The 24,137-nt window shown below is 71.1% G+C and carries 22 protein-coding genes; 4 read left to right on the top strand and 18 right to left on the bottom strand.

What is annotated here, in order from left to right; all coding sequences use genetic code 11:
• Positions 1-66 precede the first annotated feature (66 nt).
• The 4 genes from ACFYPN_RS21375 to ACFYPN_RS21360 all read right to left on the bottom strand — a co-directional run bounded on the left by ACFYPN_RS21375 (position 67) and on the right by ACFYPN_RS21360 (position 6,742).
• Positions 67-1,485 carry a sugar porter family MFS transporter gene (locus ACFYPN_RS21375; protein ID WP_358756628.1) on the bottom strand — a complete coding sequence of 473 codons (1,419 nt, stop codon included), beginning with the start codon at positions 1,483-1,485 and terminating at the stop codon, positions 67-69.
• A 208-nt stretch (positions 1,486-1,693) separates the two neighbouring features.
• Entirely contained in the window at positions 1,694-5,407 is a 3,714-nt protein-coding gene (locus tag ACFYPN_RS21370) for an AAA family ATPase (protein WP_389300133.1), read from the bottom strand.
• A 406-nt stretch (positions 5,408-5,813) separates the two neighbouring features.
• Positions 5,814-6,023, bottom strand: a complete 210-nt coding sequence (locus tag ACFYPN_RS21365) for a hypothetical protein (protein ID WP_358756624.1) — start codon at positions 6,021-6,023, stop codon at positions 5,814-5,816.
• A 437-nt stretch (positions 6,024-6,460) separates the two neighbouring features.
• On the bottom strand, positions 6,461-6,742 hold the full coding sequence (locus ACFYPN_RS21360; protein WP_358756622.1) for an acylphosphatase: 282 nt from the start codon (positions 6,740-6,742) through the stop codon (positions 6,461-6,463).
• A 164-nt stretch (positions 6,743-6,906) separates the two neighbouring features.
• On the opposite strand from ACFYPN_RS21360, the gene ACFYPN_RS21355 reads away from it, so the two are divergent.
• Positions 6,907-7,827, top strand: a complete 921-nt coding sequence (locus ACFYPN_RS21355) for a CAP domain-containing protein (protein ID WP_389300130.1) — start codon at positions 6,907-6,909, stop codon at positions 7,825-7,827.
• Between the two features lie 302 nt (positions 7,828-8,129).
• Here the strand turns inward: ACFYPN_RS21355 and ACFYPN_RS21350 are convergent, their stop codons facing one another.
• The 11 genes from ACFYPN_RS21350 to ACFYPN_RS21300 all read right to left on the bottom strand — a co-directional run bounded on the left by ACFYPN_RS21350 (position 8,130) and on the right by ACFYPN_RS21300 (position 19,262).
• Complete coding sequence (locus ACFYPN_RS21350) at positions 8,130-8,567, bottom strand: DUF6941 family protein (RefSeq protein WP_389300127.1); 438 nt, start codon at positions 8,565-8,567, stop codon at positions 8,130-8,132.
• A 457-nt stretch (positions 8,568-9,024) separates the two neighbouring features.
• Positions 9,025-9,426 carry a hypothetical protein gene (locus ACFYPN_RS21345; protein ID WP_389300124.1) on the bottom strand — a complete coding sequence of 134 codons (402 nt, stop codon included), beginning with the start codon at positions 9,424-9,426 and terminating at the stop codon, positions 9,025-9,027.
• 424 nt (positions 9,427-9,850) lie between these two features.
• Positions 9,851-10,708 (bottom strand): bifunctional DNA-formamidopyrimidine glycosylase/DNA-(apurinic or apyrimidinic site) lyase, encoded by an 858-nt coding sequence (gene mutM, locus ACFYPN_RS21340; RefSeq protein ID WP_358756618.1) that lies wholly within the window; start codon positions 10,706-10,708, stop codon positions 9,851-9,853.
• A gap of 84 nt (positions 10,709-10,792) precedes the next feature.
• Positions 10,793-11,617 (bottom strand): ribonuclease III, encoded by an 825-nt coding sequence (gene rnc / locus ACFYPN_RS21335; protein WP_358756616.1) that lies wholly within the window; start codon positions 11,615-11,617, stop codon positions 10,793-10,795.
• Positions 11,618-11,636: 19 nt separating this feature from the next.
• The gene (rpmF, locus tag ACFYPN_RS21330) at positions 11,637-11,810 is read right to left on the bottom strand and encodes a 50S ribosomal protein L32 (RefSeq protein WP_003965982.1); all 174 of its coding nucleotides are present in this window, start codon (positions 11,808-11,810) and stop codon (positions 11,637-11,639) included.
• Between the two features lie 2 nt (positions 11,811-11,812).
• Complete coding sequence (locus ACFYPN_RS21325; protein ID WP_358756614.1) at positions 11,813-12,421, bottom strand: DUF177 domain-containing protein; 609 nt, start codon at positions 12,419-12,421, stop codon at positions 11,813-11,815.
• 229 nt (positions 12,422-12,650) lie between these two features.
• Positions 12,651-13,808, bottom strand: coding sequence for a cell division initiation protein (locus tag ACFYPN_RS21320; RefSeq protein WP_389300120.1), 1,158 nt, complete (start codon positions 13,806-13,808; stop codon positions 12,651-12,653).
• A 97-nt stretch (positions 13,809-13,905) separates the two neighbouring features.
• A complete protein-coding gene (coaD, locus tag ACFYPN_RS21315) occupies positions 13,906-14,385 on the bottom strand; it encodes a pantetheine-phosphate adenylyltransferase (protein WP_358756808.1) in 480 nt (159 codons plus the stop codon).
• Between the two features lie 26 nt (positions 14,386-14,411).
• Positions 14,412-14,996, bottom strand: a complete 585-nt coding sequence (gene rsmD / locus ACFYPN_RS21310; RefSeq protein ID WP_389300117.1) for a 16S rRNA (guanine(966)-N(2))-methyltransferase RsmD — start codon at positions 14,994-14,996, stop codon at positions 14,412-14,414.
• A gap of 171 nt (positions 14,997-15,167) precedes the next feature.
• Positions 15,168-17,435: an ATP-dependent DNA helicase RecG gene (gene recG, locus ACFYPN_RS21305; RefSeq protein ID WP_358756608.1), complete on the bottom strand. Its 2,268-nt coding sequence runs from the start codon at positions 17,433-17,435 to the stop codon at positions 15,168-15,170.
• 90 nt (positions 17,436-17,525) lie between these two features.
• The gene (locus tag ACFYPN_RS21300) at positions 17,526-19,262 is read right to left on the bottom strand and encodes a DAK2 domain-containing protein (RefSeq protein ID WP_389300115.1); all 1,737 of its coding nucleotides are present in this window, start codon (positions 19,260-19,262) and stop codon (positions 17,526-17,528) included.
• A gap of 258 nt (positions 19,263-19,520) precedes the next feature.
• Here ACFYPN_RS21300 and rpmB point away from each other — a divergent pair, with 258 nt between their 5' ends.
• Positions 19,521-19,706 carry a 50S ribosomal protein L28 gene (gene rpmB, locus ACFYPN_RS21295; RefSeq protein ID WP_019762972.1) on the top strand — a complete coding sequence of 62 codons (186 nt, stop codon included), beginning with the start codon at positions 19,521-19,523 and terminating at the stop codon, positions 19,704-19,706.
• Positions 19,707-19,899: 193 nt separating this feature from the next.
• Here rpmB and thiD read toward each other — a convergent pair whose 3' ends face one another.
• Positions 19,900-20,709 (bottom strand): bifunctional hydroxymethylpyrimidine kinase/phosphomethylpyrimidine kinase, encoded by an 810-nt coding sequence (gene thiD, locus ACFYPN_RS21290; protein ID WP_389300112.1) that lies wholly within the window; start codon positions 20,707-20,709, stop codon positions 19,900-19,902.
• 160 nt (positions 20,710-20,869) lie between these two features.
• Positions 20,870-21,841: a thiamine-phosphate kinase gene (locus ACFYPN_RS21285; RefSeq protein WP_358756602.1), complete on the bottom strand. Its 972-nt coding sequence runs from the start codon at positions 21,839-21,841 to the stop codon at positions 20,870-20,872.
• A 261-nt stretch (positions 21,842-22,102) separates the two neighbouring features.
• On the opposite strand from ACFYPN_RS21285, the gene ACFYPN_RS21280 reads away from it, so the two are divergent.
• Together ACFYPN_RS21280 and ACFYPN_RS21275 are read left to right on the top strand one after the other, a co-directional pair.
• A complete protein-coding gene (locus ACFYPN_RS21280; RefSeq protein WP_328719194.1) occupies positions 22,103-22,336 on the top strand; it encodes an Lrp/AsnC ligand binding domain-containing protein in 234 nt (77 codons plus the stop codon).
• A 20-nt stretch (positions 22,337-22,356) separates the two neighbouring features.
• Positions 22,357-22,839 (top strand): DUF3515 domain-containing protein, encoded by a 483-nt coding sequence (locus ACFYPN_RS21275; protein WP_389300109.1) that lies wholly within the window; start codon positions 22,357-22,359, stop codon positions 22,837-22,839.
• 79 nt (positions 22,840-22,918) lie between these two features.
• Here the strand turns inward: ACFYPN_RS21275 and ACFYPN_RS21270 are convergent, their stop codons facing one another.
• Positions 22,919-24,112: a D-alanine--D-alanine ligase family protein gene (locus ACFYPN_RS21270; RefSeq protein WP_358756598.1), complete on the bottom strand. Its 1,194-nt coding sequence runs from the start codon at positions 24,110-24,112 to the stop codon at positions 22,919-22,921.
• Between the last annotated feature and the right edge of the window lie 25 nt (positions 24,113-24,137).

Genomic DNA, 24,137 nt, shown 5'->3' with positions numbered 1-24,137 from the left:
CTGCCCCGGCCGGGGCCGGGGCAGCGGTGACGGTACGGGCGAGCAGGAGCAGGCCGGGCGGGCGGGTCAGCCCATCTCCTCCAGGGCCTTGCCCTTGGTCTCCTTCACGAACAGCACCACGAAGGGGATGGAGAGGGCCGCGAAGCAGGTGTAGATGATGTACGTCCCCGAGAGGTTCCAGTCCGCCAGGCTCGGGAAGCTCGCGGTGATGGCCCAGTTGGCGATCCACTGCGCCGAGGCGGCGACACCGAGGGCGGCCGCGCGGATGCGGTTGGGGAACATCTCGCCGAGGAAGACCCAGACGATGACACCCCAGGACAGTGCGAAGAAGAGCACGAAGACGTGGGCGGCGACCAGCGCCACCGTGCCTTCCGTGTTCGGCAGCTTCCCGTCGACCAGCTTGGCGGAGAACGCCCACGCTTCGAAGGCCAGCGCGACGGCCATGCCGATGGAGCCGGTGAGGGCGAGCGGTTTGCGTCCCACCCGGTCGACCAGGACCATCGCGATGACCGTACCGATGATGTTCACGATCGAGGTCGTGAACGAGTAGAAGAACGAGTCCGTCGGGTCGATGCCGACCGACTGCCACAGCGTCGCCGAGTAGTAGAAGGCGACGTTGATGCCGACGAGCTGCTGGAAGACCGACAGCCCGATACCGACCCAGACGATGGGCAGGAAGCCGAAGCGGCTGCCCAGCAGGTCCTTGAAGGAGGACTTGTGCTCCCGGTGCATGGCCGTCTCGATCTCGGTGACACGGGCGTCCAGATCGACGTTCTTCCCCTCCACCTCGGAGAGGATCTTGCGGGCCCGCTCCTTCTTCCCGACCGAGATCAGGTAGCGCGGCGACTCCGGGATGGCGAAGGAGAGCAGCCCGTACAGGACGGCGGGCACCACCATCACGCCGAGCATCCACTGCCAGGCTTCCAGCCCGCCGATCTTGCCGCGCTGGTCGCCGTCCGCGAGCTGGAGGATGCCGTAGTTGACCAGCTGCGAGATCGCGATGCCGATGACGATCGCGGCCTGCTGGAAGGAGCCGAGGCGGCCGCGGTAGGCGGGCGGCGAGACCTCGGCGATGTAGGCGGGGCCGATGACGGAGGCCATGCCGATGCCGAAGCCACCGATGATGCGCCACATCGCCAGGTCCCAGAGCGCGAAGGGGAGCGCCGAACCGACCGCACTGATGGTGAACAGCACGGCGGCGATCTGCATGCACCGGATACGGCCGATGCGGTCGGCGATGCGTCCCGCCGTCGCGGCGCCGATGGCACAGCCGATCAGCGCGACGGCGATGACCTGGGCGAGGGTTCCGGACCCGATGTCGTACCGGTCGCGGATGGCTTCGACGGCACCGTTGATCACGGAACTGTCGTAGCCGAACAGGAAGCCACCCATCGCGGCGGCGGCCGTGATGAAGATGACGTGCCCGATGTGGTCCGGGTGAGCCGCCCTGGCTCCGGACTCAGGTCCTTGCACTCTGCTGGTCACATGAACTCCTGGTGCCTGCCCGCAATGTCAGACGTGGATGGATGAGCCCTTTAAGTGGCGCATACGAAACACTTCGCCACCACTTGAATACGCAGGGGATGCGCCGGGAATCACCGGTTCACTCGTCGAATTCGGGCGTGTACGAGAGCCCACACCTACCCGCGTCTTCACCATTCGCGTGAAGCAGCCCGGGTATTTCGGTGAAGATTCAGCGAAGGCGCTGACTGATGACTTTCGATACTCCGTCACCCTGCATGGAGACCCCGTACAAGGCGTCGGCCACCTCCATCGTCCGCTTCTGGTGCGTGATCACGATCAGCTGCGAGCTCTCCTGGAGCTCCTCCATGATGCGGATGAGCCGCTGCAGATTGGTGTCGTCGAGCGCCGCCTCCACCTCGTCCATCACGTAGAACGGACTCGGCCTGGCCTTGAAGATGGCGACCAGCAGGGCCACCGCCGTCAGGGAGCGCTCACCGCCGGAGAGCAGGGAGAGGCGCTTCACCTTCTTGCCCGGCGGGCGGGCCTCCACGTCGACGCCGGTGGTGAGCATGTGCTCCGGATCGGTGAGGATCAGGCGCCCGTCGCCGCCCGGGAAGAGACGGGAGAAGACACCCTCGAACTCACGGGCGGTGTCCAGGTACGCCTCGGTGAAGACCCGCTCCACCCGCTCGTCGACCTCCTTGACGACCTGGAGGAGGTCTGACCTGGTCTTGCGCAGGTCGTCGAGCTGCTCGGCGAGGAACTGGTGCCGCTCCTCCAGCGCGGAGAACTCCTCCAGCGCGAGCGGATTCACCTTTCCGAGTTGCTGGTACGCCCGTTCGGCCGCCCTCAGCCGCTTCTCCTGCTCGGCCCGGTCGAAGGGCCGGGGCTGGTTGCGTGGGTGCTCCGGGTCCTCGGGCAGCTCCTCGCCCTCGGCCGGGAGCGACGGGGGTACCGGCCGCCCGGGGCCGTACTCGGCGACCAGCGCCGCCGGCTCGACGCCCAGTTCCTCCAGCGCCTTCGCCTCCAGCTGCTCCACGCGCATCCGCTTCTCGGCGCCCAGCACCTCGCCCCGGTGGACCGTGTCGGTGAGCTTGTCCAGCTCACCCTTGAGGTCCCGGCCCTCGGCGCGGGCCGCGGAGAGCGCGTTCTCCCCCTCGGCCTTCGCCGCCTCGGCCGCCGCCCGCTCCTCCTGCGCCCGTACGACGGACACCTCGACGTGCGCGAGCAACTGCCGGGCGCCGGAGGCGACCGCTGCGGCCACCGCCGCCTCGTGGCGCAGCCTGGCGCGGCGCTGTTCGGCGCGGGCGCGGGCCTCGCGCTCGGCCCTGGCTCCCCGGTCGAGGGAGTCGGCCCGGCCCGCCAAACCCTTCACCCGCTCCTCGTGGGTACGGACCTGGAGGCGGGCCTCCATCTCGGTCTGGCGCGCATTGGCCCCGTCGGCCGCGAGCCGGTCGCGCCGCGCCGTGTCCGGCTCCTCCTCCAGGGGCGTCTCCTCGGCCACCAGCAGCCGTTCGGCCAGCACCTCGGCCTCCTCGGTGGCGCGTTCCAGCGTCTCCTGGGCGCGGGCGGCCGAGGAGGCGGTCCGTTCGGCCTCGCCCGCGGCTCCCCTGGCCTGGCCGGCGAGCCGGCCGAGTTCCTGGGCGACCTGGGACTTCTCCCGGTCCGCCGTCCTGCGGCGCGCCTCCAGCGCCTCGACGCGGGCGGAGGCTTCCTCGCGGCGCTCAGCCGCGAGGCGCTGGGCCTCGGCGAGTTCCGCGCAGCGCACGACGAGCGAGGCCAGCTCGGCGGCGGCCTCGTCGACGGAGGCCTGCACCTCCAGCAGGCTGGGCGCCCCGGCCGAGCCGCCGTGCGCGAAGTGGGCGGAGAGCACGTCGCCCTCCCCGGTGACGGCGGTGACTCCCGGTTCGACGGCGACGAGCCGCTCGGCGTCCTCCAGCGTCGGCACGACGACCATGGACCGGGTCAGCACCCGCACGGTTTCCATGAGTCCGCCCCGCGCGCGGACGAGCCCGGCGACCGGCCGGCCGGTGCCGGTAGTACGGATCTCCGCGCCGGTGTGGCGCGTCCCCGGGGCCGTACCGCCCGGCTCGCCGGCGGACACGGGGGCGGCCGACTGGGCGGCGGCACCTTGCGGGGGCACCGCGGCAGGACGCCCGGGCGCCTGGTCGCCGCCCTGCGCCGGCACCCGGCCGGGTTCTCCGTCCGGTCCGCCGGGAAGCTCCGTGCCCCCGAGCAGGAGTGCGGCACGGCCCGCGTCCTCGGCGCGGAGCAGCCTGATCGCCTCGGCGGCGGTCGCGGTCCCGGTCACCGCGACCGCGTCGGCCGCCGCTCCGAGCGCGGCGGCCACCGCCACCTCGTACCCGGGCTCCACGTCGAGGAGGCGGGCCGCCGGGCCGAGCACCCCGGCCAGCCGGTCCCCGGCACCGAGCAGTGCGCCCGTACCGTCCTTGCGGCGCAGCCCGAGCGCGAGGGCGTCGTGGCGGGCGGCGGTGGCGGCCCGGCTGCGTTCCGCCCCGGTCGCGGCGTCGCGCGCGGCGCCGTGCGCGGTCTGCGCCTGCGCGAGGTCCCGCCGCGCGCTCGCGTGCTCCTCGCTCAACCGGGCGTCGTCCGCGTCGAGTCCGTCGACTTCGGCCTTGAGCTGCTCGTACTCCTCCTGGGCGGCGGTGGCCCGCTCCCTGGCGCCGTCCCGGGAGTCGGCGAGGCGGTCGATCTCGGCCTGGGCCGCGGCGGCCCGGCTGCGGGCGGCGTTGACCTGGCCGCCGAGCCGGGCGAGCCCCTCCCTGCGGTCCGCGAGGGACCGTGCGGCGTCCCGGAGACGTCGTTCCTCGGCCGCCAGCTCGCGTTCCAGTTCGGCCCGGTGGGCGGCGGTGTCCTCCAGCGCGTGTTCCGCGGCCTCCAGGGCTGCGGTCAACTCCGCTTCCTGTTCACGGATCCGGGCGGCCTCGCGTTCCATGTCCTCGGGGTCCCGTCCGCGCCGCTCCTCCTCCGGTACGGCTGCGGCGCTCTTCACCCGGGCGTCGGCGAGCGAGATCGTGCCCCTGACCCGCTCGGCCAGTTGCGACAGCTCGTGCCAGCTCTGCTGGGCCCGCTGGAGGCGTGGGGTGAGACGGCGGACCTCGCCCTCCAGCTCGGCCTCCCGGGCGAGGGCCTCTTTCAGCCGCGCCTCGGCGGACTCCTTGCGGCGTTTCGACTCGGCCTCGTCGGCGATCTCCTCGCGCAACGCGTCCCGCAGGGTCACCAGGTCGTCGGCGAGCAGCCGCAGCCGCGCGTCGCGCAGATCCGCCTGGATGACCGCGGCCCGGCGGGCGACGGCGGCCTGCCGGCCGAGTGGCTTGAGCTGCCGGCGGAGTTCCTCGGTGAGGTCCTGGACGCGGGCGAGGTTGGCGCCCATCGCGTCGAGCTTCCGCAGCGCCTTCTCCTTGCGCCTGCGGTGCTTGAGGACCCCGGCGGCCTCTTCGATGAACGCCCGGCGGCCCATCGGGTCGGCGTGCAGGACGGAATCCAACTGGCCCTGGCCGACGATGACATGCATCTCGCGGCCGATGCCGGAGTCGGAGAGGAGTTCCTGGATGTCGAGCAGCCGGCAGGTGTCGCCGTTGATCTGGTACTCGCTGCCGCCGTTGCGGAACATGATCCGGGTGATCGTCACCTCGGCGTACTCGATGGGCAGCGCGCCGTCCGAGTTGTCGATGGTGAGCGAGACTTCGGCACGCCCGAGCGGCGGGCGCCCGGTCGTCCCGGCGAAGATGACGTCCTCCATCTTGCCGCCGCGCAGGGACTTCGCCCCCTGTTCCCCCATGACCCAGGAGAGCGCGTCGACCACATTGGACTTGCCCGACCCGTTGGGGCCGACGACGCAGGTGATCCCCGGTTCAAAGCGCAGCGTGGTGGCGGAGGCGAACGATTTGAAACCGCGCAGGGTCAGGGCCTTGAGGTGCACGCCGCCGGACTCTACCTTTCGTGCACGGTTTCACCGCTGAGGGTGCAGGGCACATCTGACGTTAACCGAACCGCTGATCTCCCTGGGGAAAGGGACGCGCGGCAAAGGGGCGGGGCGGGGGCGGGCCCGGTAGCGGGATTGACGCGAGGGGGAAGAAAAGAAGGGACGCCGAAGCGTCCCTGGTGGTGCGTGGTGCGTGCGCGAGACCGTAAAACCGTATGCGCGCGCGATCCCGTGGGTGGGTGAGGTCCACGGATCGTCCCGCACGGTGGATCAGTGGCCGTACGCCCGCGATCTCGGACGATCACGAGGTGCGGTACCGCCGATCCGCGGTGAAGACGATCCGGAAACGCTCCCGGGCCGCCGAAATCCTGCGGGCCCGGCCGGCCCCCTGTCGGGCGACCGGTCAGGTCAGAGCGGGCTCTGCCTGGTGTACGTCCATGTCGATGCCGTCGAGCAGCGACTGGTGCTGGGCGGCGGCGTTGAGCGCGTCGTTCTCGTCCTGGATCCGTACGAGCTCGGATTCCAGGTCTTGGACGCGCTTCTGGAGCCGTCGCATCTCGGCGAGGAGTCGCGGGTCGGAACCGCCGACGTAACCGAGAAGCGCCTTTGCCATGATGGATGGTCCTCCACACTGAGTGACCGACCGAAGCGGTGTGGGTCGTGAGGGAATCGCACCCGCGGTGCCCGGCAGTGCTCTTGTCATCACTGCGGTAACGGCGGAAACAGCCCTGTCGAACAGCTGAGGTGCGCGGGGATTTCAGAGTCTCACCAAAAAGTTTGACGGTCAACACGATCACACCCCGTGGGCGCCACCATCCCCGGGACGGCCTGCCCGGCGATCACCCGGACCGCGGCCGCCGGCGGGCCGGCACCTTTCGGCGATCTTGACCAATCGGGTAGCTTCGCATGCCCGGCGGCCTTTGGCAACACCGGGGTGCGGCGGGACTTCGCCGCAGGTCATTCCGGGTGCCGTCACCCCGGCGCGCACCACGGTGGAGGGGGCCGGGCACCGCGCGGACGACCTCCCCGAACCCGCGCCCGGCGCCCCGCTCACCGGATGGCGAACCCGTCGTAACCGCCGCGGGGGGTGTCCCAGATCTCAGTCACTCCGTCCACGCGTCCGGGCGTGTCGTCGGAGCCCAGCCACTCCAGCAGACGGTGGCAATTCTCACGTGCTCCCTCGGCGACGACCTGCACCCTGCCGTCGTCCAGATTGAGGGCGAAGCCGACGAGCCCTCCGATCTCCAGAGCGTTTGCCCTGGTGAACCAGCGGAACCCTACTTGCTGTACTCGGCCGCGTACCCACACCACGAGTCGTGCGTCTTCGCTCATACGGGAACGCTAACCGGACCGGCCGCTCCGAAGCCCCTCGCAGCCGTCCCTCATGGCGTACAGTCCGGTCGCAATAACCTCACCCGAACGGGTGAGTACCACGGACACGGTGACCTCCCCGGGGACCACGGGGACCGCCGCACGGCACGAGGAAGGCACAGCGCATGGGACGCCACCGACGATCCGCCGCAGGCCCCGCCGCTGACGAAACCGCCCCGGTGCCCTCCGGGGGACGGCACGGGGGCGCCCGCCGGACGAAGCGCCGGGTGCCCCTTCCGGTACGCGCCGGGCTGCTCGGGATATCCGCCGCGGTGGCGGTGGGCGCCGTCGCGGCCGCCTCCGGGATGCTCCCGGGCGGTGAGACGTACGGCCTGAGCGACAGCTCCCACGCCGACCGCGCAGACTCCGGCGGTGCCCCGGACCTGCTCACCCAGGGCACCGCGAGCGCCGACCCGGCAGGCCGTGGCACCGCGGCCCCCACCCCGGCGAGCCGGGGCAGCGAGCGCCCGGGGACGCCCTCGAAGACGGCCGCCGCCTCCCCCTCCGCGTCCGCGTCCGCCACGGAGAAGACCGCGAGCCCGACGCCCTCCGCCACTCCCCCGGTGGCGAAGACGGCCACCGCGCCCGACCCTGCGAAGTCCACCGCCGCCCCCGCCCCGGCCCCCACCTCGGCCGCGGCGAAGACCGAGGCTCCCGAGCCGGCCGTGGACACCTCCGTACAGGCGGCGGTCCTGAGCCTGGTCAACCAGGAACGGTCGAAGGTCGGCTGCAGCCCGCTGACGCTCAGCTCCTCGCTGACCTCGCTGGCCCAGCGCTTCAGCCAGGACATGGCGGCCCGTGACTTCTTCGACCACACCGACCCGGACGGCGACACGCCCTGGGACCGCGCGGCGGCGGCCGGGATCAGCAACCTCGGCGGCGAGAACATCGCCCGCGGCCAGGCCGACGCCCAGGCCGTCATGGACAGCTGGATGAACAGCGAAGGCCACCGAGCAAACATTCTCAACTGCGATTACACGACCCTGGGCGTCGGCGTGTACATCGCCGACGGCGGCCCGTGGTGGACGCAGGACTTCGGCTTCTGAGAAAGCAAGGCCGAACAAACCGCGTCACGGCCTCTGCAGGCCGCGACAGGGCCGCGCCAGGCCCCAATTCCAACCCACGAGACGAGGCGGTGGCATCCGAACTCGGCGCCGGACGGGCCGAGTGACCGGCCGCTAGCCTAAGGCTGCGTGCTACATGGGATCGGCTGGTTGAGCCGGTCGAGGGACGGGGGTCAGCCCATTGGCCAGCCACTTTACAGAAGCATCACAAAAGCGACATCGTGCCGAAAAGGAAGGGTCGTTTCCCGGTCAATTTTCACCAGGAAACGACCCATGCACAGGTTCTACTGGGGCTGGGATGTCACGCCAGCCAGGACGGAGCCAGGGTCTCTGACCAGGAATTCGAGGGTCTCAACCTCGCCGCCATCTACTTCAATGACGATGCGGTGTTGGCCGTAGCGCTCGATCAGCAGTCCTCGAAGCGGGACCGACACGGGCAAACTCGGCTGCGGGAGATCTTCATCGGGCGGGGCGCTAGGCCCGAACCAGCCAGTCTGAATCTCGCCCAACCTCCGCCCGCCCTCAACTTCTGTCACTCTGACAGTCATCTTGTGCGAGCCAGCCAACTCAACGTAATCAGCTGGCGACAGCAGCACCGCTAGGTCGACGTCGAGAGGAGCCGGAAGCGGCACTGCCAGCACGGTCACGCCGGCACCGAGGACATGCAGAAGCCCCTCGCGAACGGTCGCGCGGTCGCACAACACAGCCATGCTGAGTTTCATGTCTGTGGAAGGTCCTCCGCTGGGCCAGCATCCGCAGCCGACACTCTCGCTGGGACGACGGCGTTGACGGCCGTTGTAGCCATGCCTGGAACCACAGCCGCCAGAACTGCGGCGCCCGCAACCAACTGATTACGGAACCCCCCCACCCTCAGCCAACTGGTCAGCGAGCCAGTGATTCGCTGCTCCCCGGCTGTCGCGACGGAGGGGATTGGAACCGCGTGAGGGATGACGACGTCGTCCCCCAGCGCCTCCCAGTCGACGTCCAAGTAGACAAAGGTGTCATCCATATGGGCCACACGCGCAGGAGCTGCGACTTCGTCGTCAGGTTCGTAGGCAACGACGCAGTCACCCACGGCCATGTAGCCGTCCGCTCGCGATGCCCTCGTCGGGACCAATCCAGAAGCAGTCCTAGCGTTGAGGTCGATGCGCACCCTCACAGGGGGGCGCGTGGAGGTTCTCACTTGCTCCATGCTGGATTCCTCCTTCGGCCTGCCGCGAGTAGAGCTTCTAGCCTCTTAACGTCAGCGGGAACCAACTCGTTACCCAAAATTATGTCGTGGTGGTAGGGCAGGGGCTCTGAGAGTTGCACACCAAAGCCCTCTTCGGCGAGTGCAGAACGAGTCGTTACACAGACGTTCTTCCCACCGCATGGAGCTTCACGACAGATGAACGCGATCATCTCATCAATCGTCTGGTCGGGTTCAGCCCGGACCATCCCGAAGGATGAGACTGCGTAGATTGGGTGTTTCCCCATGGCTCTTAGACGGTCGTACTCATCTTGGGCATGCTCTGTCAGGCCTCGCTCCGTAAAGGGTGAAAAGCGCACAAGAAGCAGCTCCCCCGCTGACAGTTCAACCACCCCAAGAGTCTAGCGCCCTCCTTCTGACAGGGCATCACCCTTAACAAACTCTCAGGCCACTACGCATCGTCGCGTGCCCCACGCAGCACTTTCGTGCTTGCCCCAGCCGACTAGTCCGTTGGGGGCAACAGCCGGCGCGGGATCCCAACACAACTCGCCACCCTGTGTCTGGGACGTCTGTCGGCTGTCAGAACACTGCCAAACATCATCAGCGGTCACCAGCGCCCACTACTGTTGCCCAGTTCAGAGCCGCGCAGGTACGACGTTAGGCAGGTCGCTGAAACGGGACCGCCTCAGTTCTTCGGCTTCTGACCGGACGGTCGGACGGCCGACCGGTTTCGTCACGTGCGGCGCCTCCGGTGTTCCGGGGCGCCGCACTCGCACGTCGGCCCCCGGCATCCCCGCTCAGCGCCCTGGCGCCCCCTCACCGCGCCCGCGGCACCCGCTGGCAGTTCGGGCAGAAGTAGCTGGAGCGGTTCATCCAGGGGCGGCGGCACATCGGGGTCCCGCAGCGGTGGCAGGGCTCGCCCTCGCGGCCGTAGGCGTCGAGCGAGCGGTCGAAGTAGCCCGATTCGCCGTTCACGTTGACGTACAGGCTGTCGAAGCTGGTGCCGCCCTGGGCGAGCGCCGCGTTCATCACGTCCCGGACGTGGCCGAGCAGTTCTGCGGACTTCGGGCGGGTGAGGGTCGCGGTGGGCCGCTCGTAGTGGAGCTTCGCGCGCCAGAGCGCCTCGTCCGCGTAGATGTTGCCGACGCCGCTGATCAGCGACTGGTCGAGCAGGGCCCGCTTGACCGTCGTGCGGCGCAGGCGCAGCGCGGTGTGGAAGGCCGCGTCGTCGAAGGCGGGGTCGAGGGGGTCGCGGGCGATGTGCGCGATGACGTCGGGGAGCCCGTCCGGGGTGGTGGCGTGCAGCGAGAGCCCGCCGAAGGTGCGCTGATCGACGAAGCGCAGGTCGGTGCCGAGGGTGTCGGCGAAGCGCATCCTGATCCGCAGGTGCTTCTCGGCCGGGGCGTCGTCGGGCCGCACCAGCAGTTGGCCGCTCATCCCGAGGTGGCCGAGGAGGGAGACGGGCTCCTCCTCCAGCGGGATCCACAGGTACTTGCCGCGCCGCATCGCGGTGCCCAGGCGCATGCCGCGCAGCCGGGCGGCGAAGTCCACCCCGCCCGCGAGATGGCGCCGCACCGAGCGCGGGTGCAGGACCTCCACCTCGGAGACGGTCCGGCCGGCGACCCAGCGTTCCAGACCCCGGCGTACGACTTCGACCTCGGGCAGCTCGGGCACGGTGAGACTCCTCCAGGGGCACCAGGGGTACGGCGAATGCCGCGACCCCCCGGTGCACGGGGCACCGGGGGGTCGCGAACGGGGTCAGGCCGGAGTGACGTCCGTGTTCTGCGGGGGTTCGGCAGGAATGTCGGCGGTCCCTGCGTCGGCCGCGGACTTCTCCGCGGTCACCCTCGCTTCGGCGGCGGCGCTGATTTCACGCCAGGCGGACTCGGCCGCCTGCTGCTCCGCTTCCTTCTTGCTACGACCGGTGCCGGTGCCGTACGAGACACCACCGACGCGAGCGGCAGCAGTAAAGATCTTCTCGTGGTCCGGGCCGGTCTCCGTGACGAGGTACTCGGGGACTCCGAGACCCTCGCTCGCGGTGAGTTCCTGGAGGCTGGTCTTCCAGTCCAGGCCGGCGCCGAGGTTCGAGGACCTGTCGATGAGCGGGTCGAAGAGCCGGTGGACCAGCTCCGAGGCCGCGTCGAGGCCCTGATCGAGATAGACCGCGCCGATCACCGCTTCAAGGGTGTCGGCGAGGATGGAAGCCTTGTCCCGGCCACCCGTGCCCTCTTCACCGCGGCCGAGCCGGATGAAGGAACCGAGTTCGAGGCCGCGGCCCACTTCCGCAAGCGCACGCGAGTTGACCACCGCGGCCCGCAACTTGGCCAGCTGGCCTTCGGGCAGGTCGGGGTGGGTGCGGTACAGCGTGTCCGTGACCACCAGGCCGAGCACCGAATCCCCGAGGAATTCGAGACGCTCGTTGGTGGGCAGGCCGCCGTTCTCGTACGCGAACGAGCGGTGGGTCAGCGCACGCACCAGAAGGGCGGACTCAAGGTGATACCCGAGCCGCCCTTCCAGAAGCGTGTGGGACGAGGCTGTGTTGACGTTGTCTGCCTGCTTCTTGGCGTGGGACAACTCAGACATCGTGCCTCTCACCAGCCACTCAGACTTCGAGGACCTGGCGCTTGTTGTACGTGCCGCAGCTCGGGCACGCAATGTGCTGGAGCTTCGGCTCCTGGCAACGCTCGCACGAAACCAGGGTGGGGACCGCAGCCTTCCACTGCGACCGGCGGTGGCGCGTGTTGCTGCGCGACATCTTCCGCTTCGGAACAGCCACGGCTACTTCTCCTGCTTCTCGTCGACGCCAGGTTCGGCGCCGCCCATGTTGTCCTTCTCGCCGTCCTGAACGGTCTCGGCGAGTCCCTGCAATGCCGCCCACCGGGGGTCGGCGGCGTCGTGGTGGTGGCCCGGATTCTCGTCCAGCCTGATTCCGCATTCGGAACACAGACCGGCACAGGTCTCCGAGCACACCGGCTGCATCGGCAGTGCGAGCACTACCGCGTCACGCAGCACTGATTCGAGGTCGAACAAGCCGTCCTCAAGGAAAAACTCGTCCTCGTCGTCCTCGGCGTCGTCGGCCGGGTCCGCGGTCTTGCCGCGGCCCCGGTCGTCGGCGTCAGGGTACGAGAACAGTTCCTGGAAGTCCGCTTCGACCTCGAAGGTCAGCGGTTCCAGACACCTTACGCACTCCCCCTCGGCGGATGCACGGGCGGTGCCTGTGACGAGCACCCCTTCCATGACCGATTCGAGGCGGAGGTCCAGCGTCAGCGGAGCGCCTTCCGGCACACCGATGACCCCGTCGATACCCAGATCCCTCGGTGCCTCCACCGAGCGGGTCAGCCGCTTCAGGGCACCGGGACGCCGACCCAGCTCGTGCGTATCGAACACGAGAGGATTGCGGTGGTCGAGGTGGCCGTTCAGGGCTTCTCCTGCTTTCGAGATTCATGTGCATCGCACGGCGTCGGGAGGGGCCGGCCCGTTCCGGATTCGAAGCGGGCAGCCGGGATCGCGGAGATACGCGCGACCGAGGAGCCAGGATACTGGACGTACCGCTCAGCACCCAATCCGGACCTGTCGGACCGGTGGGAGCCGTGCGGCGTCCGGTCAGCGGCCCTCCTCAGCGGCCCTGCTCGTACCGGCGCAACTGCTCCAGGTCGATCATGCTGGTGTCGAAGAGGCTGGTCTCGTCGAGCGCGGGCGGCGCCTCCTGCGGCTGCTGCGGCTGCTGGTCGGCCCACCCGTACTCGGGCTGGTCCGTCTGCCCGGGATGGCCGCTCTGCGGCTGGTAGGCGTTCGGGTCGTACGGCTGCTGCTGGTAGGCGTACACGTCCTGCTGCGGCTGCTCGTAGCCGTCCTGGCGCTCGTAGCCGTCCTGGCGCTCGTAGCCGTCCTGGCGCTCGTAGCCGTCCTGCTGCGGCTGCTCGTAGCCGTACGGGTCCTGCTGGGCCGGCTGCTGGTAGTCGTAGCTCTGGACGGGCTCGGCGTACGGGGACAGGGGCCGCGCCGGGTAGTTGGGGGAGGCCTGCGGCAGTTCGGGGTCGGCCAGCTCGGCGAGGCCGGCCAGGTAGTCGGCGTCGCTGGTGTGGCCCTGGTGGCCCGCGGCGTCCTGGGCGGCCATGTGCACGCCGAGGTCGTCGGTGGCCACCCGGCCGTGCAGCTTCTGCCGGCCGCGCCCCACCGCCTCCAGGGTCTTGCCGAGGACCGCCTCGAAGGCGCCGAGCTTGGTGTCCACGTACTCGTCGGCGCGGCGCTGGAGCGTCTCCGGGTCGGCGCTGCGCTCGGGGGCCTCGGCGAAATCGGGGTCCTCGTAGCCCTGCTCGTCGAGACCGTGGCTGCGGCCGAGCAGCTTCTCCCGGCCCCGGTCGACGGAGCCGATGGTCTTGGTGAGGACGACCTCGAAGTTGGCGAGCTTGCTGTCGACGTACTCGTCGGCCTCCGCCTTGACCTCGGCGGCCTCCCGGCGCGCCTCGGCCAGGATGCGGTCGGCCTCGTTCTGGGACCGTACGACGACCTCGGTACCGGAGATCAGCGAGCCGCGCTCGGCGTGGGCGGACTCGATGATCCGCTCCGCCTCCTGGCGGGCCCGGTCGACGAGCTGTTCACTCCCGCCGATGACCTCCTCGGCGTGGGCCAGCGAGCCGGGCAGTGCTTCGCGGAGCTCCTCGAGCATCCCGAGCAGATCGGCGCGATTGATCACGCACGAGGCCGACATGGGCATGGACCGGGCGTTCCCGACCGCCTCGACGATCTCGTCGAGTTTCTTCTGCACGTCCACCGTGTGCTCGCCACTCTCTGCCGCTGTTGGAGACGGACGGGACGACTGTAAGGCCAGTCGCCCGCCGTCCGACACCGGGTGACGGCCGGTCAGCCGGTCACTTCCGCTCCAGCCGTTCCTGCAGCGCGGCGTGGACGGCCGGCGGCAGCAGGTGGGAGACGTCTCCGCCCCAGGTCGCCACCTCCTTGACCAGGGAGGACGACAGGAAGCTGTAGGTGGGGTTGGTGGGGACGAAGAGCGTCTCGACACCGGAGAGGCCGTTGTTCATCTGGGCCATCTGCAGTTCGTAGTCGAAGTCGCTGACCGCCCGGAGCCCCTTCACGATGGCGGGGATCTCCCGCTGCTTGCAGAAGTCGACCAGCAGGCCGTGGAAGGACTCGACCTCGACGTTGCCGAAGTCGGAGGTGACCTCGCGGATCAGCGCGATCCGTTCCTCGACGGTGAACAGCCCTTTCTTGGACTGGTTGATCATCACTGCGACGTGCACGACGTCGTACAGCTTCGAGGCTCGGCCAATGATGTCGAGATGTCCGTTGGTGATGGGGTCGAACGACCCCGGACAGACGGCGCGGCGCAACGTGGTTCCCTCGCTCCCGGGTCCGGTCATCGTGCGTCTTCGCACATGGAGGCGGCGCGACCGTACCAAAGGGTCGCTTCGCCGTAGCGACGGGACCTCAACGGCTCGAAACCCTCCGGCCAGACGAATTCCCCGCCTCTGGTGGCTCGTTCCACGGTGACGAGTGCGCCCTCGCCAAGCCAGCCCCGCGAGCGGAGTGTGAGCAGGATCTCCCGAAGATCGTCGTCGGTGACGACGTAGGGCGGGTCCAGGAAGACCACGTCGTACGGGTCGGCGGGCGCCGGTCCGGAGACGACCTGTTCGGCCTTGCCGGTACGGACCTCCGCGCCGGGCAGACCGACCGCGCCGGCGTTCGCGCGGACGGTACGGACCGCCTTGGGGTCTGCCTCCACGAGCAGCGCGTGGACGGCGCCCCGGGAGAGCGCCTCCAGACCGACCGCGCCGGAACCCGCGTACAGGTCGGCGATCCGGATGCCGTCGAGCGTGCCGAGCAGCGCCTCCCAGGTCGAGAAGAGGCCCTCACGCGCACGGTCGGAGGTGGGGCGGGTGCCGTTGCCGGGCGGTACGGCCAGGCGGCGTCCGCCGGCCGAACCGGCGATCACGCGGGTCATGGGAGTCGGTCCTCGGGTCGCGGGAAGGCGCGCGGGGGTCGCGTGCCTCTCTGGGGCGTGTTTCGCACGGGGCGTCCCGTCCCGATCCGGACGGGACGCCCCGACGCGAGACACGTCCCACGATATGGCGTGCGGGCGGCGCGGGCCCGGGCGGACCCGGGCCCGTCCCGGTCACCCCTTGTCGAGGAACTCCTCGCGGTCCTTGTCCAGCAGGGCGTCCAGGGCGATCCGCAGCTCCGGGTGACCGGTCAGCTCCGGGTCGGCGGCGACGGTCCGGGTGGCCTCGGCCCGCGCGGCGGTGATGACCTCCTCGTCCTCGATGACCGTGAGCATCCGCAGGGAGGAGCGGACGCCGGACTGGGCCTGGCCGAGCACATCGCCTTCGCGACGCTGTTCGAGGTCGATCCGGGAGAGCTCGAAGCCGTCCAGGGTGGCGGCGACCGCACTCAGCCGGGCGCGGGCGGGACTGGCCTCGTGCGCCTCGCTGACCAGCAGGCAGAGTCCGGGGGCGGAGCCCCGGCCGACCCGGCCGCGCAGCTGGTGGAGCTGGGAGACGCCGAACCGGTCCGCGTCCATGATCACCATCGCGGTGGCGTTGGGGACGTTCACCCCGACCTCGATCACGGTGGTGGCGACCAGCACGTCGACCTGGCCGGCGGCGAACCGCCGCATCACGTCGTCCTTGTCGTCCGGGTTCATCCGGCCGTGCAGCACTTCGACGCGGAGGCCGGAGAGCGGCCCGGCGGCGAGCCCGGCCGCGATGTCGAGCACGGCGAGCGGCGGCCGCTTGTCGCCCTCGGAGGCGCTCGGCGCCTTCTCCTCCGCCGTCTCCCGCTCGGCGGCCTTCGTCGCGGACTTCCTGCCGCCCTTCGCTCCGCCCGTCTCCTCGGCGTCGTCCCCGATCCGGGGGCAGACGACGTACGCCTGATGGCCGCCCTCCACCTCCTCGCGGACCCGCTCCCAGGCGCGGGCGAGGAAGTGCGGCTTGTCGGTGGCGGGCACCACGTGGGTCGCGATCGGCGAGCGCCCGGCGGGGAGCTGGTCCAGGACGGACGTCTCCAGGTCACCGAAGACCGTCATCGCGACCGTGCGCGGGATGGGTGTGGCGGTCATCACCAGCAGGTGCGGCGGCTGCTTCCCCTTGGAGCGCAGGGCGTCGCGCTGTTCCACGCCGAAGCGGTGCTGCTCGTCGACGACGACCAGCCCGAGGTCGTGGAAGGACACCTTGTCCTCGATCAGCGCATGGGTGCCGATGACCAGTCCGGCCTCGCCGGTGGTCAGGTCGAGCAGCGCCCGGCGGCGGGCCGCCGTCCCCATGGACCCGGTGAGCAGGACGACCTTGGTACCGAGCGAGGAGCCCCCGAGCATTCCGCCCTCGGCGAGGTCGCCCATCATCTCGGTGATGGAACGGTGGTGCTGCTGGGCGAGCACCTCGGTGGGGGCGAGCATGGCGGCCTGCCCACCGCTGTCCACGACGGCGAGCATCGCGCGCAGGGCCACCATGGTCTTGCCGGAGCCGACCTCGCCCTGGAGCAGCCGGTGCATGGGGTGTTCGGTGGCGAGGTCGTCGAAGATCTCGCCGGACACCGTCCGCTGGCCCTCGGTGAGGGTGAACGGCAGCCGGGCGTCGAAGGCGTCGAGCAGGCCGTCGGGGGCCGGGCGGCGGGCGACCGCGGGGAGCTGGGTGTCGGCGAACCGGCGGCGGGCCAGCGCGACCTGGAGGACGAACGCCTCGTCCCACTTGAGCCGGTCCCTGGCCTCCTCGATGTCCGCCTTCGTCTGCGGCCGGTGCACCTTGACCAGGGCCTCGGGCAGCGGGACGAGCCCGCGCCCTTCCCGCAGCGCGGCGGGCAGCGGGTCGACGGCCTCCTGGGCGCTGGGCAGCACGGTGTCCACGGCCTTGGCGATGCGCCAGGAGTCGAGCTGCTTGCAGGCGGGGTAGAGGGGCAGCAGCCGTCCGGCGAAGGCGTCCACGGCCTCGCGCACGCCCGCCTCCCCGTCCGCCGCGCCGGCCTCGGTGTCGAGCAGTTGGTACGTGGGGTGGGCGAGTTGTGTCTTGCGGTTGAAGACGCCGACCTTGCCCGCGAACATCGCCCGGCGGCCGGGGAGGAGTTCCTGGTGCGGCTTGTGCACCCCGTGGCCGAAGAAGACGAGCTGGAGCCGGCCGCTGCCGTCGGTGAGGGTGACCTCCAGGCGTTTGCCGCGGCCGTTGTTGAAGCCCAGCACCCGGGCGTCGGCGACCTGGGCGACCACCGTGACGTGTTCGTCCAGCGGGAGGTCGGAGAGCGGGGTGAGCCGGCCCCGCTCCTCGTACCGGCGCGGGTAGTGGTGCAGGAGGTCGCCGACGGTGTGCAGGCCGAGGTGCTCGGCCATCACCTTCGCGGTGGCTCCGCCGAGCAGCTTCTTGAGGGGTTCATCGAGCGCGGACACGGGTTCCATTGCACACCACGCCACCGACAGTCGTCGGCCCGGAGTGCCCGGGGCGTGTCCGGCGGGGCTCCCGCGGCACGGGGGTTCCCCGCCGTCCGGCTATTCGACGCCGATCAGCAGGGGGGTTCCCGGGTGCCCGCCCCGGTAGACCGTGGTGTCGACGGCCAGGTGCCGTTCGCGTACGTACGCCTCCAGCGTGTCGCCGAGGGTGTCCGGTACGTCCTCGCCGAGGACGAGGGTCACGAGCTCCCCGCCGGCCGCGAGCATCCGGTCCAGGACGGTACGGGCGGTGCCGGGGACGTCCGCGCCGATGACGGCCACGTCCCCGTCGATCAGGCCGAGGATGTCGCCGGCCTGGCAGATGCCGGCCGTGGTCCACGACTGCCTTTCGGCGACGGCGAGTTCGGCGTAGCGGGTGGCCCCGGCGGCCGCGGTCATGGCGACGACGTCCTCGTCGAAACTGCGGCCGGGCTCGTGCACGGCGAGGGCGGCGATGCCCTGGACGACGGCGCGCGTCGGGACGACGGCGACCCGGATGCCGTCGTCCCTGGCCCGCTCTGCGGCGACGGCCGCGACGTGGCGCAGGCCGGCGTCGTTGGGGAGCAGCACGACCTCACGGGCGTGGGCCCGGCGGACGGCTTCGACGAGTTCGCCACTGACGGGCGGCCTGCCGGGGCGCGCGAGCACCGTGACGGCGCCGGCCTCCTCGCAGAGTCCCCTTAGGCCCTCGCCGGGGACGACCAGGACGACGGAGCGTGGGGCGGGTTCGGTGGGCGGGGCCGTACGCGCGGCGCCGAAGTGGGTGATCCGGATCCGGTGCGGGCGCCCGGCCTCCACGCCCGCCTCCACGGCGGCACCGGCGTCGTCGACGTGCACGTGGACGTTCCACAGGCCGTCGCCGCCGACCACGACGAGGGAGTCACCGAGGGCGTCGAGCCGTTGGCGGAGCAGGTCCACCGCTGCTTCTTCGGCCTCCAGCAGGTAGATGACCTCGAACGCGGGCCCGTCGCCGGACGCCGCCCGGTCCTCGCACTCCCCGGCGGCGGGGCTCCCGTCCGCCGGGGGAAGCGGTTGGGGCACCTGCCGGGGGACGTGCGCGGGAGCCTGTCCGGTCACCGTCTCGACCAGCGCCCCCAGCACGGTCACCAGGCCCTGGCCGCCGGCGTCCACGACTCCGGCGCGGCCGAGTACCGGCAGTCGGCCGGGGGTTTCCGCGAGCGCCTCGGCGGCTCCCGCGTGGGCCGCCCGTGCGACGGCCGCCAGGCCGCTCCCGGCGGCGAGGGCCCCGGCGGCCCGCGCGGCGGCGGTGGCCACGGTGAGGATGGTGCCCTCGACGGGGTGGGCGACGGCCCGGCGGGCCGCGGTGGCGGCGTGCGCCAGGGCCCGGGACAGGTGGTCCGCGTCCCCGCCGTCCGCGAGGACGGCCGCCATCCCGCGCAGGAGCTGGGCCAGGATGGTGCCGGAGTTGCCCCGCGCCCCGATGAGCGCCCCGTGCGCCATGGCGCGTACCGCGTCGGCGGCGCCCGGCCCCGGTGCGCCCGGCCCCATTGAGCCCGGCCCCGCGTCGGCGGCGCCCGGCCCCGGTGCGCCCGGCCCCATCGAGCCCGGCCCCGCGTCGGGCGCTGCGGCATCGGTGCCGTGGGCCGCGAAGACGGCCTCGACGGCGGCCCGCGCGGACTCCACGGTGAGGAAGAGGTTGGTGCCGGTGTCCCCGTCGGGGACGGGGTAGACGTTGATCGCGTCGATGGCGGCGCGCTCCCGCCCCAGGGCTTCGAGGGTCAGGGAGCACCAGGTGCGTACCGCGACGGCGTCGAAAACGTCGGGGGGTTGCGGCACCTGGGTCCTCCTTGAAGCGGCCGTGTACGGCGGGCTGCCTCGCAGGTTAACCCCGGGCCACCGGAGAGTGGCCCGCTCCGGGGGACGGGAGGGCGGCGGGCGCAGCCGTGGTAGTTTCGTTGTACCGACGCAGCCGTTGTATGGTGTTTCGGTTGCCCGATGGAAGTCGGGCTATTCCTCCGGTGCCGTCACTTCAGTTCTCTGATTCCGGCGCGCCGGATTTCACTGTAAGTGCACCTGAAGTCTTTGGAGTGACCCGTGGCTGCCAACTGCGACGTCTGTGGCAAGGGGCCGGGCTTCGGCAACAGCATCTCCCACTCGCACCGCCGTACGTCTCGTCGCTGGAATCCCAACATCCAGCGCGTGCGTGCCGTGGTCGGTCGGACGCCGAAGCGGCTCAACGTCTGCACCTCGTGCATCAAGGCCGGCAAGGTCGCGCGCTGACGTCCCCGTCGTAGCGCAGCCTTCCGGTTGCCCAAAAAGCCGGTCCACCTCGGTGGACCGGCTTTTTGCTGCGCCCGGCCGGAGACGGCCCCGTCGCCCCGCCCCCGTCGCCCCGGGCCCGGGGCGACGGGGGCGGGGGCAGGGGCGGAGACCGAGGGCTGGGCGGACGGGGGGCCGGGAGCGTCCCGCGCCTTCAGGCCCGGCGGCTGCGCCAGCCGTGGTCGACCGGGCCGATGCCGGAGCCGAGGGGGAAGCCGGCCTCGATCGCCCCGGTGACGTAGGTCTTCGCGTTCCGGACCGCCGTGGGCACGTTCTGACCGCGTGCCAGCCCGCAGGCGATGGCCGAGGCGAGGGTGCACCCCGTGCCGTGGGTGTGCCGGTTGTCATGGCGCGGGGCACGCAGCCAGTGCTCCCGGTCACCGTCGGTGAGCAGGTCGACGGCCTCACCGGGCAGATGGCCGCCCTTGATCACCACCCAGCGCGGGCCGAAGGCGAGCACGGCGGCGGCCGCCCGTCGCATGTCGGACTCCTCGACCACCTCCACGCCCGTGAGCTGTGCCACTTCGTCCAGGTTCGGGGTGGCGACCGTGGCCAGGGGCAGCAGGGTGGTCCGTACGGAATCGAGGGCCTCGGCGGCGAGCAGCGCGTCCCCGTGTTTGGAGACCCCCACCGGATCGACAACGACCGGGACACCGGTGCCCGCGAGGAGTTCGGCGACCGTCCCGACCAGTGCGGCGGACGACAGCATGCCCGTCTTCACCGCCTGGATTCCGATGTCGTCCACGACGCTGCGGTACTGGGCGCGTACCGCGTCGGCCGGCAACTCCCAGGCGCCCTGGACGCCCAGGGAGTTCTGGGCGGTCACGGCGGTCAGCACGCTCATGCCGTGCACGCCCAGCGCCAGCATCGTCTTGAGGTCGGCCTGGATGCCGGCACCGCCGCCGGAGTCCGATCCGGCGACGGTGAGGACACGGGGAGGTACGGCGGCGGCAGATATCGGCATGCCCGCAATGTACTGGGCGCGGTGATGCGCGGGGTCGACGGTCCACCGGCCGGACTCCGGGTGCCGGACTCCGGGTGCCGGACTCCGGGTGCCGGACTCCGGGGACGGGGAGTCCGGCCGGTGGGGACGGGGTGGGGAAGGTGGGACGACCGGGGCAGGCCTATGGCGCGTCCTCGACGTCGCCGAAGTGGTCCCAGCCTCCCCTGCTCGTCCAGGGCGCACCGTCGACGGTGACCCGGGGGAGGGCGGACGGGTTCAGGACCTCGCCGATCACCCTCCAGCGGGCAGGCAGCTTCACGTCGGGCGGGAAGGTCGCCACGATCGCGTGGTCCTCTCCCCCGGTGAGCACCCACTGGAGCGGGTCGACGCCGACCGCCTGTCCGATGTCCGACATCTGGGACGGAATGTCGATGAGTCCTGAGCGCAGGTCGATACGGACCTTGCTGGCCTCGGCGATGTGTCCGAGGTCGGCGACCAGTCCGTCGCTGACGTCGGTCATCGCGGTGGCGCCGAGCCCGGCGGCCGCGGGGCCCGCGTGGTAGGGCGGTTCGGGGCGACGGTGGGCTTCCACGAAGGCCCGGGGCGAGCGGAATCCCCGGGAGAGTACGGCGAATCCGGCGGCGGACCAGCCGAGCCAGCCGGTGACCGCGACGACGTCGCCGGGGCGGGCGCCGGCCCGGGTGACCGGTTCGTGGTTGCGGAGGTCGCCGAGCGCGGTGATCGCGACGGTGATGGTGTCCCCGCCGACCACGTCGCCGCCGACCACGGCCGCCCCGGCGACCTGGCACTCGTCGCGGAGCCCGTCCATGAGTTCGGTCGCCCAGGTCACCGGGAGGCTCGCCGGTACGACGAGGCCGAGGAGCAGGGCGGTGGGCACGGCGCCCATCGCCGCGATGTCGGCGAGGTTCTGCGCCGCGGCCTTGCGTCCGACGTCGTACGCGGTCGACCAGTCGCGGCGGAAGTGGCGTCCTTCGATCAGTACGTCGGTACTCGCCACGACCCTGCGGTCCGGAGCCGCCACGACCGCGGCGTCGTCGCCGGGCCCCAGCCGTACCGCCGGAGTGGTGGTGAGGCGGGCGGTCAGCTCTCTGATGAGCCCGAACTCCCCCAACTCACCCACGGTTCCCTTCACCGGGTGTCACCTCTCGTTCGTCGCACCGGCGTCCGGTGCGGGCTGCTCCGACGTGTCCGCGCGGGTGCGCCCGTCCCCCCGCACGGGCCCGGTCGCGGGCGGTCACCGCTGTCTGTGATGTCGGGAGACACGTCGTCCCGTGTCGCCCGTACGCCACGCTACGGACGTCTCCCGGTCCCGGGTCTCCCCGCTCCCCTCTGCGACGCGATAACGTGGCGTCCCTCTCCCCCACATGATCCTCGTGGCCGCCCTGGAGGTTCCGTGGTACAGGCGTACATCCTTATTCAGACCGAGGTGGGCAAGGCGTCGATCGTCGCCGAAACCATCGCGAAACTTCCGGGAGTGATCCAGGCAGAGGACGTCACCGGCCCCTACGACGTGATCGTGCGTGCCCAAGCCGACACGGTGGACGAGATCGGCCGCATGGTGGTCGCCCGGGTCCAGCAGGTGGAAGGCATCACGCGAACCCTGACCTGCCCCGTAGTCCACCTCTGACCCCCGTCTACGCTGGTCCGGTGACGTCTTCCCGCCGCCGGCCGCTCCGCCCGTCGTTCCTCGTGCCGTCCGCCGCCGCGCTCCTGCTGGCGGCGGGCTGCTCCGGCGGCTCTCAGCCGTCGGTCGCGGTGCCCACCCCGTCCCGGGACGCCGCCGCGTACTGTTCGGCGCTGCACGAGGCGCTGCCGAAGACCGTGGCCGGGCTGGAACGCAGCGATCCCGCACCGGAGTCGGAGCTGACCGCCGGCTGGGGGGACGGGGCGATCGTACTTCGCTGCGGGGTTCCCCGGCCCGCCGCCATGGCGGACTCGGCTTCCAGGGGGATCGACGCGGACGGCGTCAACTGGCTGCTGGAGCAACGCCCGGACGCGGGGCCCCGGTTCACGACGACGTACCGCAAGGCGTATGTCGAGGTCACCCTGGGGGTCGAGTACGCCCACGACGCGAGCCCGCTCGCCGAGTTCGCGAAGCCGGTGCGCGAGACGGTCCCCGACAGCCTGTGAACCACGGCCCCGACGTGTGCCGCCGCACCCCCGCCCCGCCCGGCCGGTGGTGCGGCGGCCGGGCGGGGCGGGCGCGGTGTCAGCGCAGGCCGGTGGAGCGGGTCAGGGCCGCCTGGATGAGCCGGTCGACCAGCTCCGGGTAGTTGACGCCGCTCTCCTGCCACATCCTCGGGAACATCGAGATGGGGGTGAATCCGGGCAGGGTGTTGACCTCGTTGATGACGAACCCGCCGTCGTCGGTGAGGAAGAAGTCGGCGCGCACCAGTCCCTCGCAGGAGACGGACTCGAAGGCCGCGACGGCGAGCCGCTGGACCTCCGCGGTCTGCTCGGGGGTGAGCGGAGCGGGCACCAGGGCGTCGGCCGCGTCGATGTACTTGGCCTCGAAGTCGTAGAAGTCGTGTGCGGTGACCGGCGGGATCTCGGCCGGCACGCTGGCGCGCGGACCGTCCTCGAACTCCAGCACCCCGCACTCGATCTCGCGTCCGCTCAGCAGCGACTCGACGAGGAACTTCGGGTCGTGGCGGCGGGCCTCCTCGATCGCCTCGTCCAGCCCGCCGAGCCCGTCGACCTTGGTGATGCCCACCGACGAACCGCCGCGCGCGGGCTTCACGAAGAGCGGCCAGCCGTGCTCGCCGGCGAAGTCCACGATCCGCTTGCGGGCGGCGGAGGGGTCGCTCTCCCACTCCCGCGGACGGACGACCAGGAAGGGACCGACGGGGAGCCCGAAGGAGAGGAAGACCCGCTTCATGTACTCCTTGTCCTGGCCGACGGCCGAGGCGAGGACGCCCGCGCCGACGTAGGGGACACCGGAGAGTTCCAGGAGGCCCTGGAGGGTGCCGTCCTCGCCGTACGGGCCGTGCAGCACGGGGAAGACGACGTCCACCTCACCGAGTGCCCGGGGCACCGATCCCGGCTCGTTGAGGACGACTTCACGGCTGCCCGGGTCCACCGAGAGAACCACGCCGCCCTTCTCCGACTCGGCGAGCGCGTCCACGTCGGGAACCTGCCGGTCGGTGATGGCCATGCGGGCCGGGTCGTCGCCGGTGAGTGCCCAGCGGCCGTCCTTGGTGATGCCGATCGGCAGGACGTCGTAGACGGTCCGGTCGATGGCTTTCAGGACGGCGCCGGCCGTGACGACCGAGATGCCGTGTTCGGAACTACGTCCGCCGAACACGACGGCCACACGCGGCTTGCGGCGCTGCTGCCCAGGGCTCTCGGGGCCCTCAGGGCTCTCGGGACGCTCAGGGCTCTGGGGGAGGTTCTCGCTGCTCATATCGCGATGAGCGTACCTGCTGGTA

Source organism: Streptomyces sp. NPDC005576, from assembly GCF_042871745.1.
In the GTDB taxonomy this organism is placed as follows: domain Bacteria; phylum Actinomycetota; class Actinomycetes; order Streptomycetales; family Streptomycetaceae; genus Streptomyces.
The sequence above is the reverse complement of the archived record's forward strand: the minus strand, read 5'-3'. Positions and strand labels throughout refer to the sequence as shown.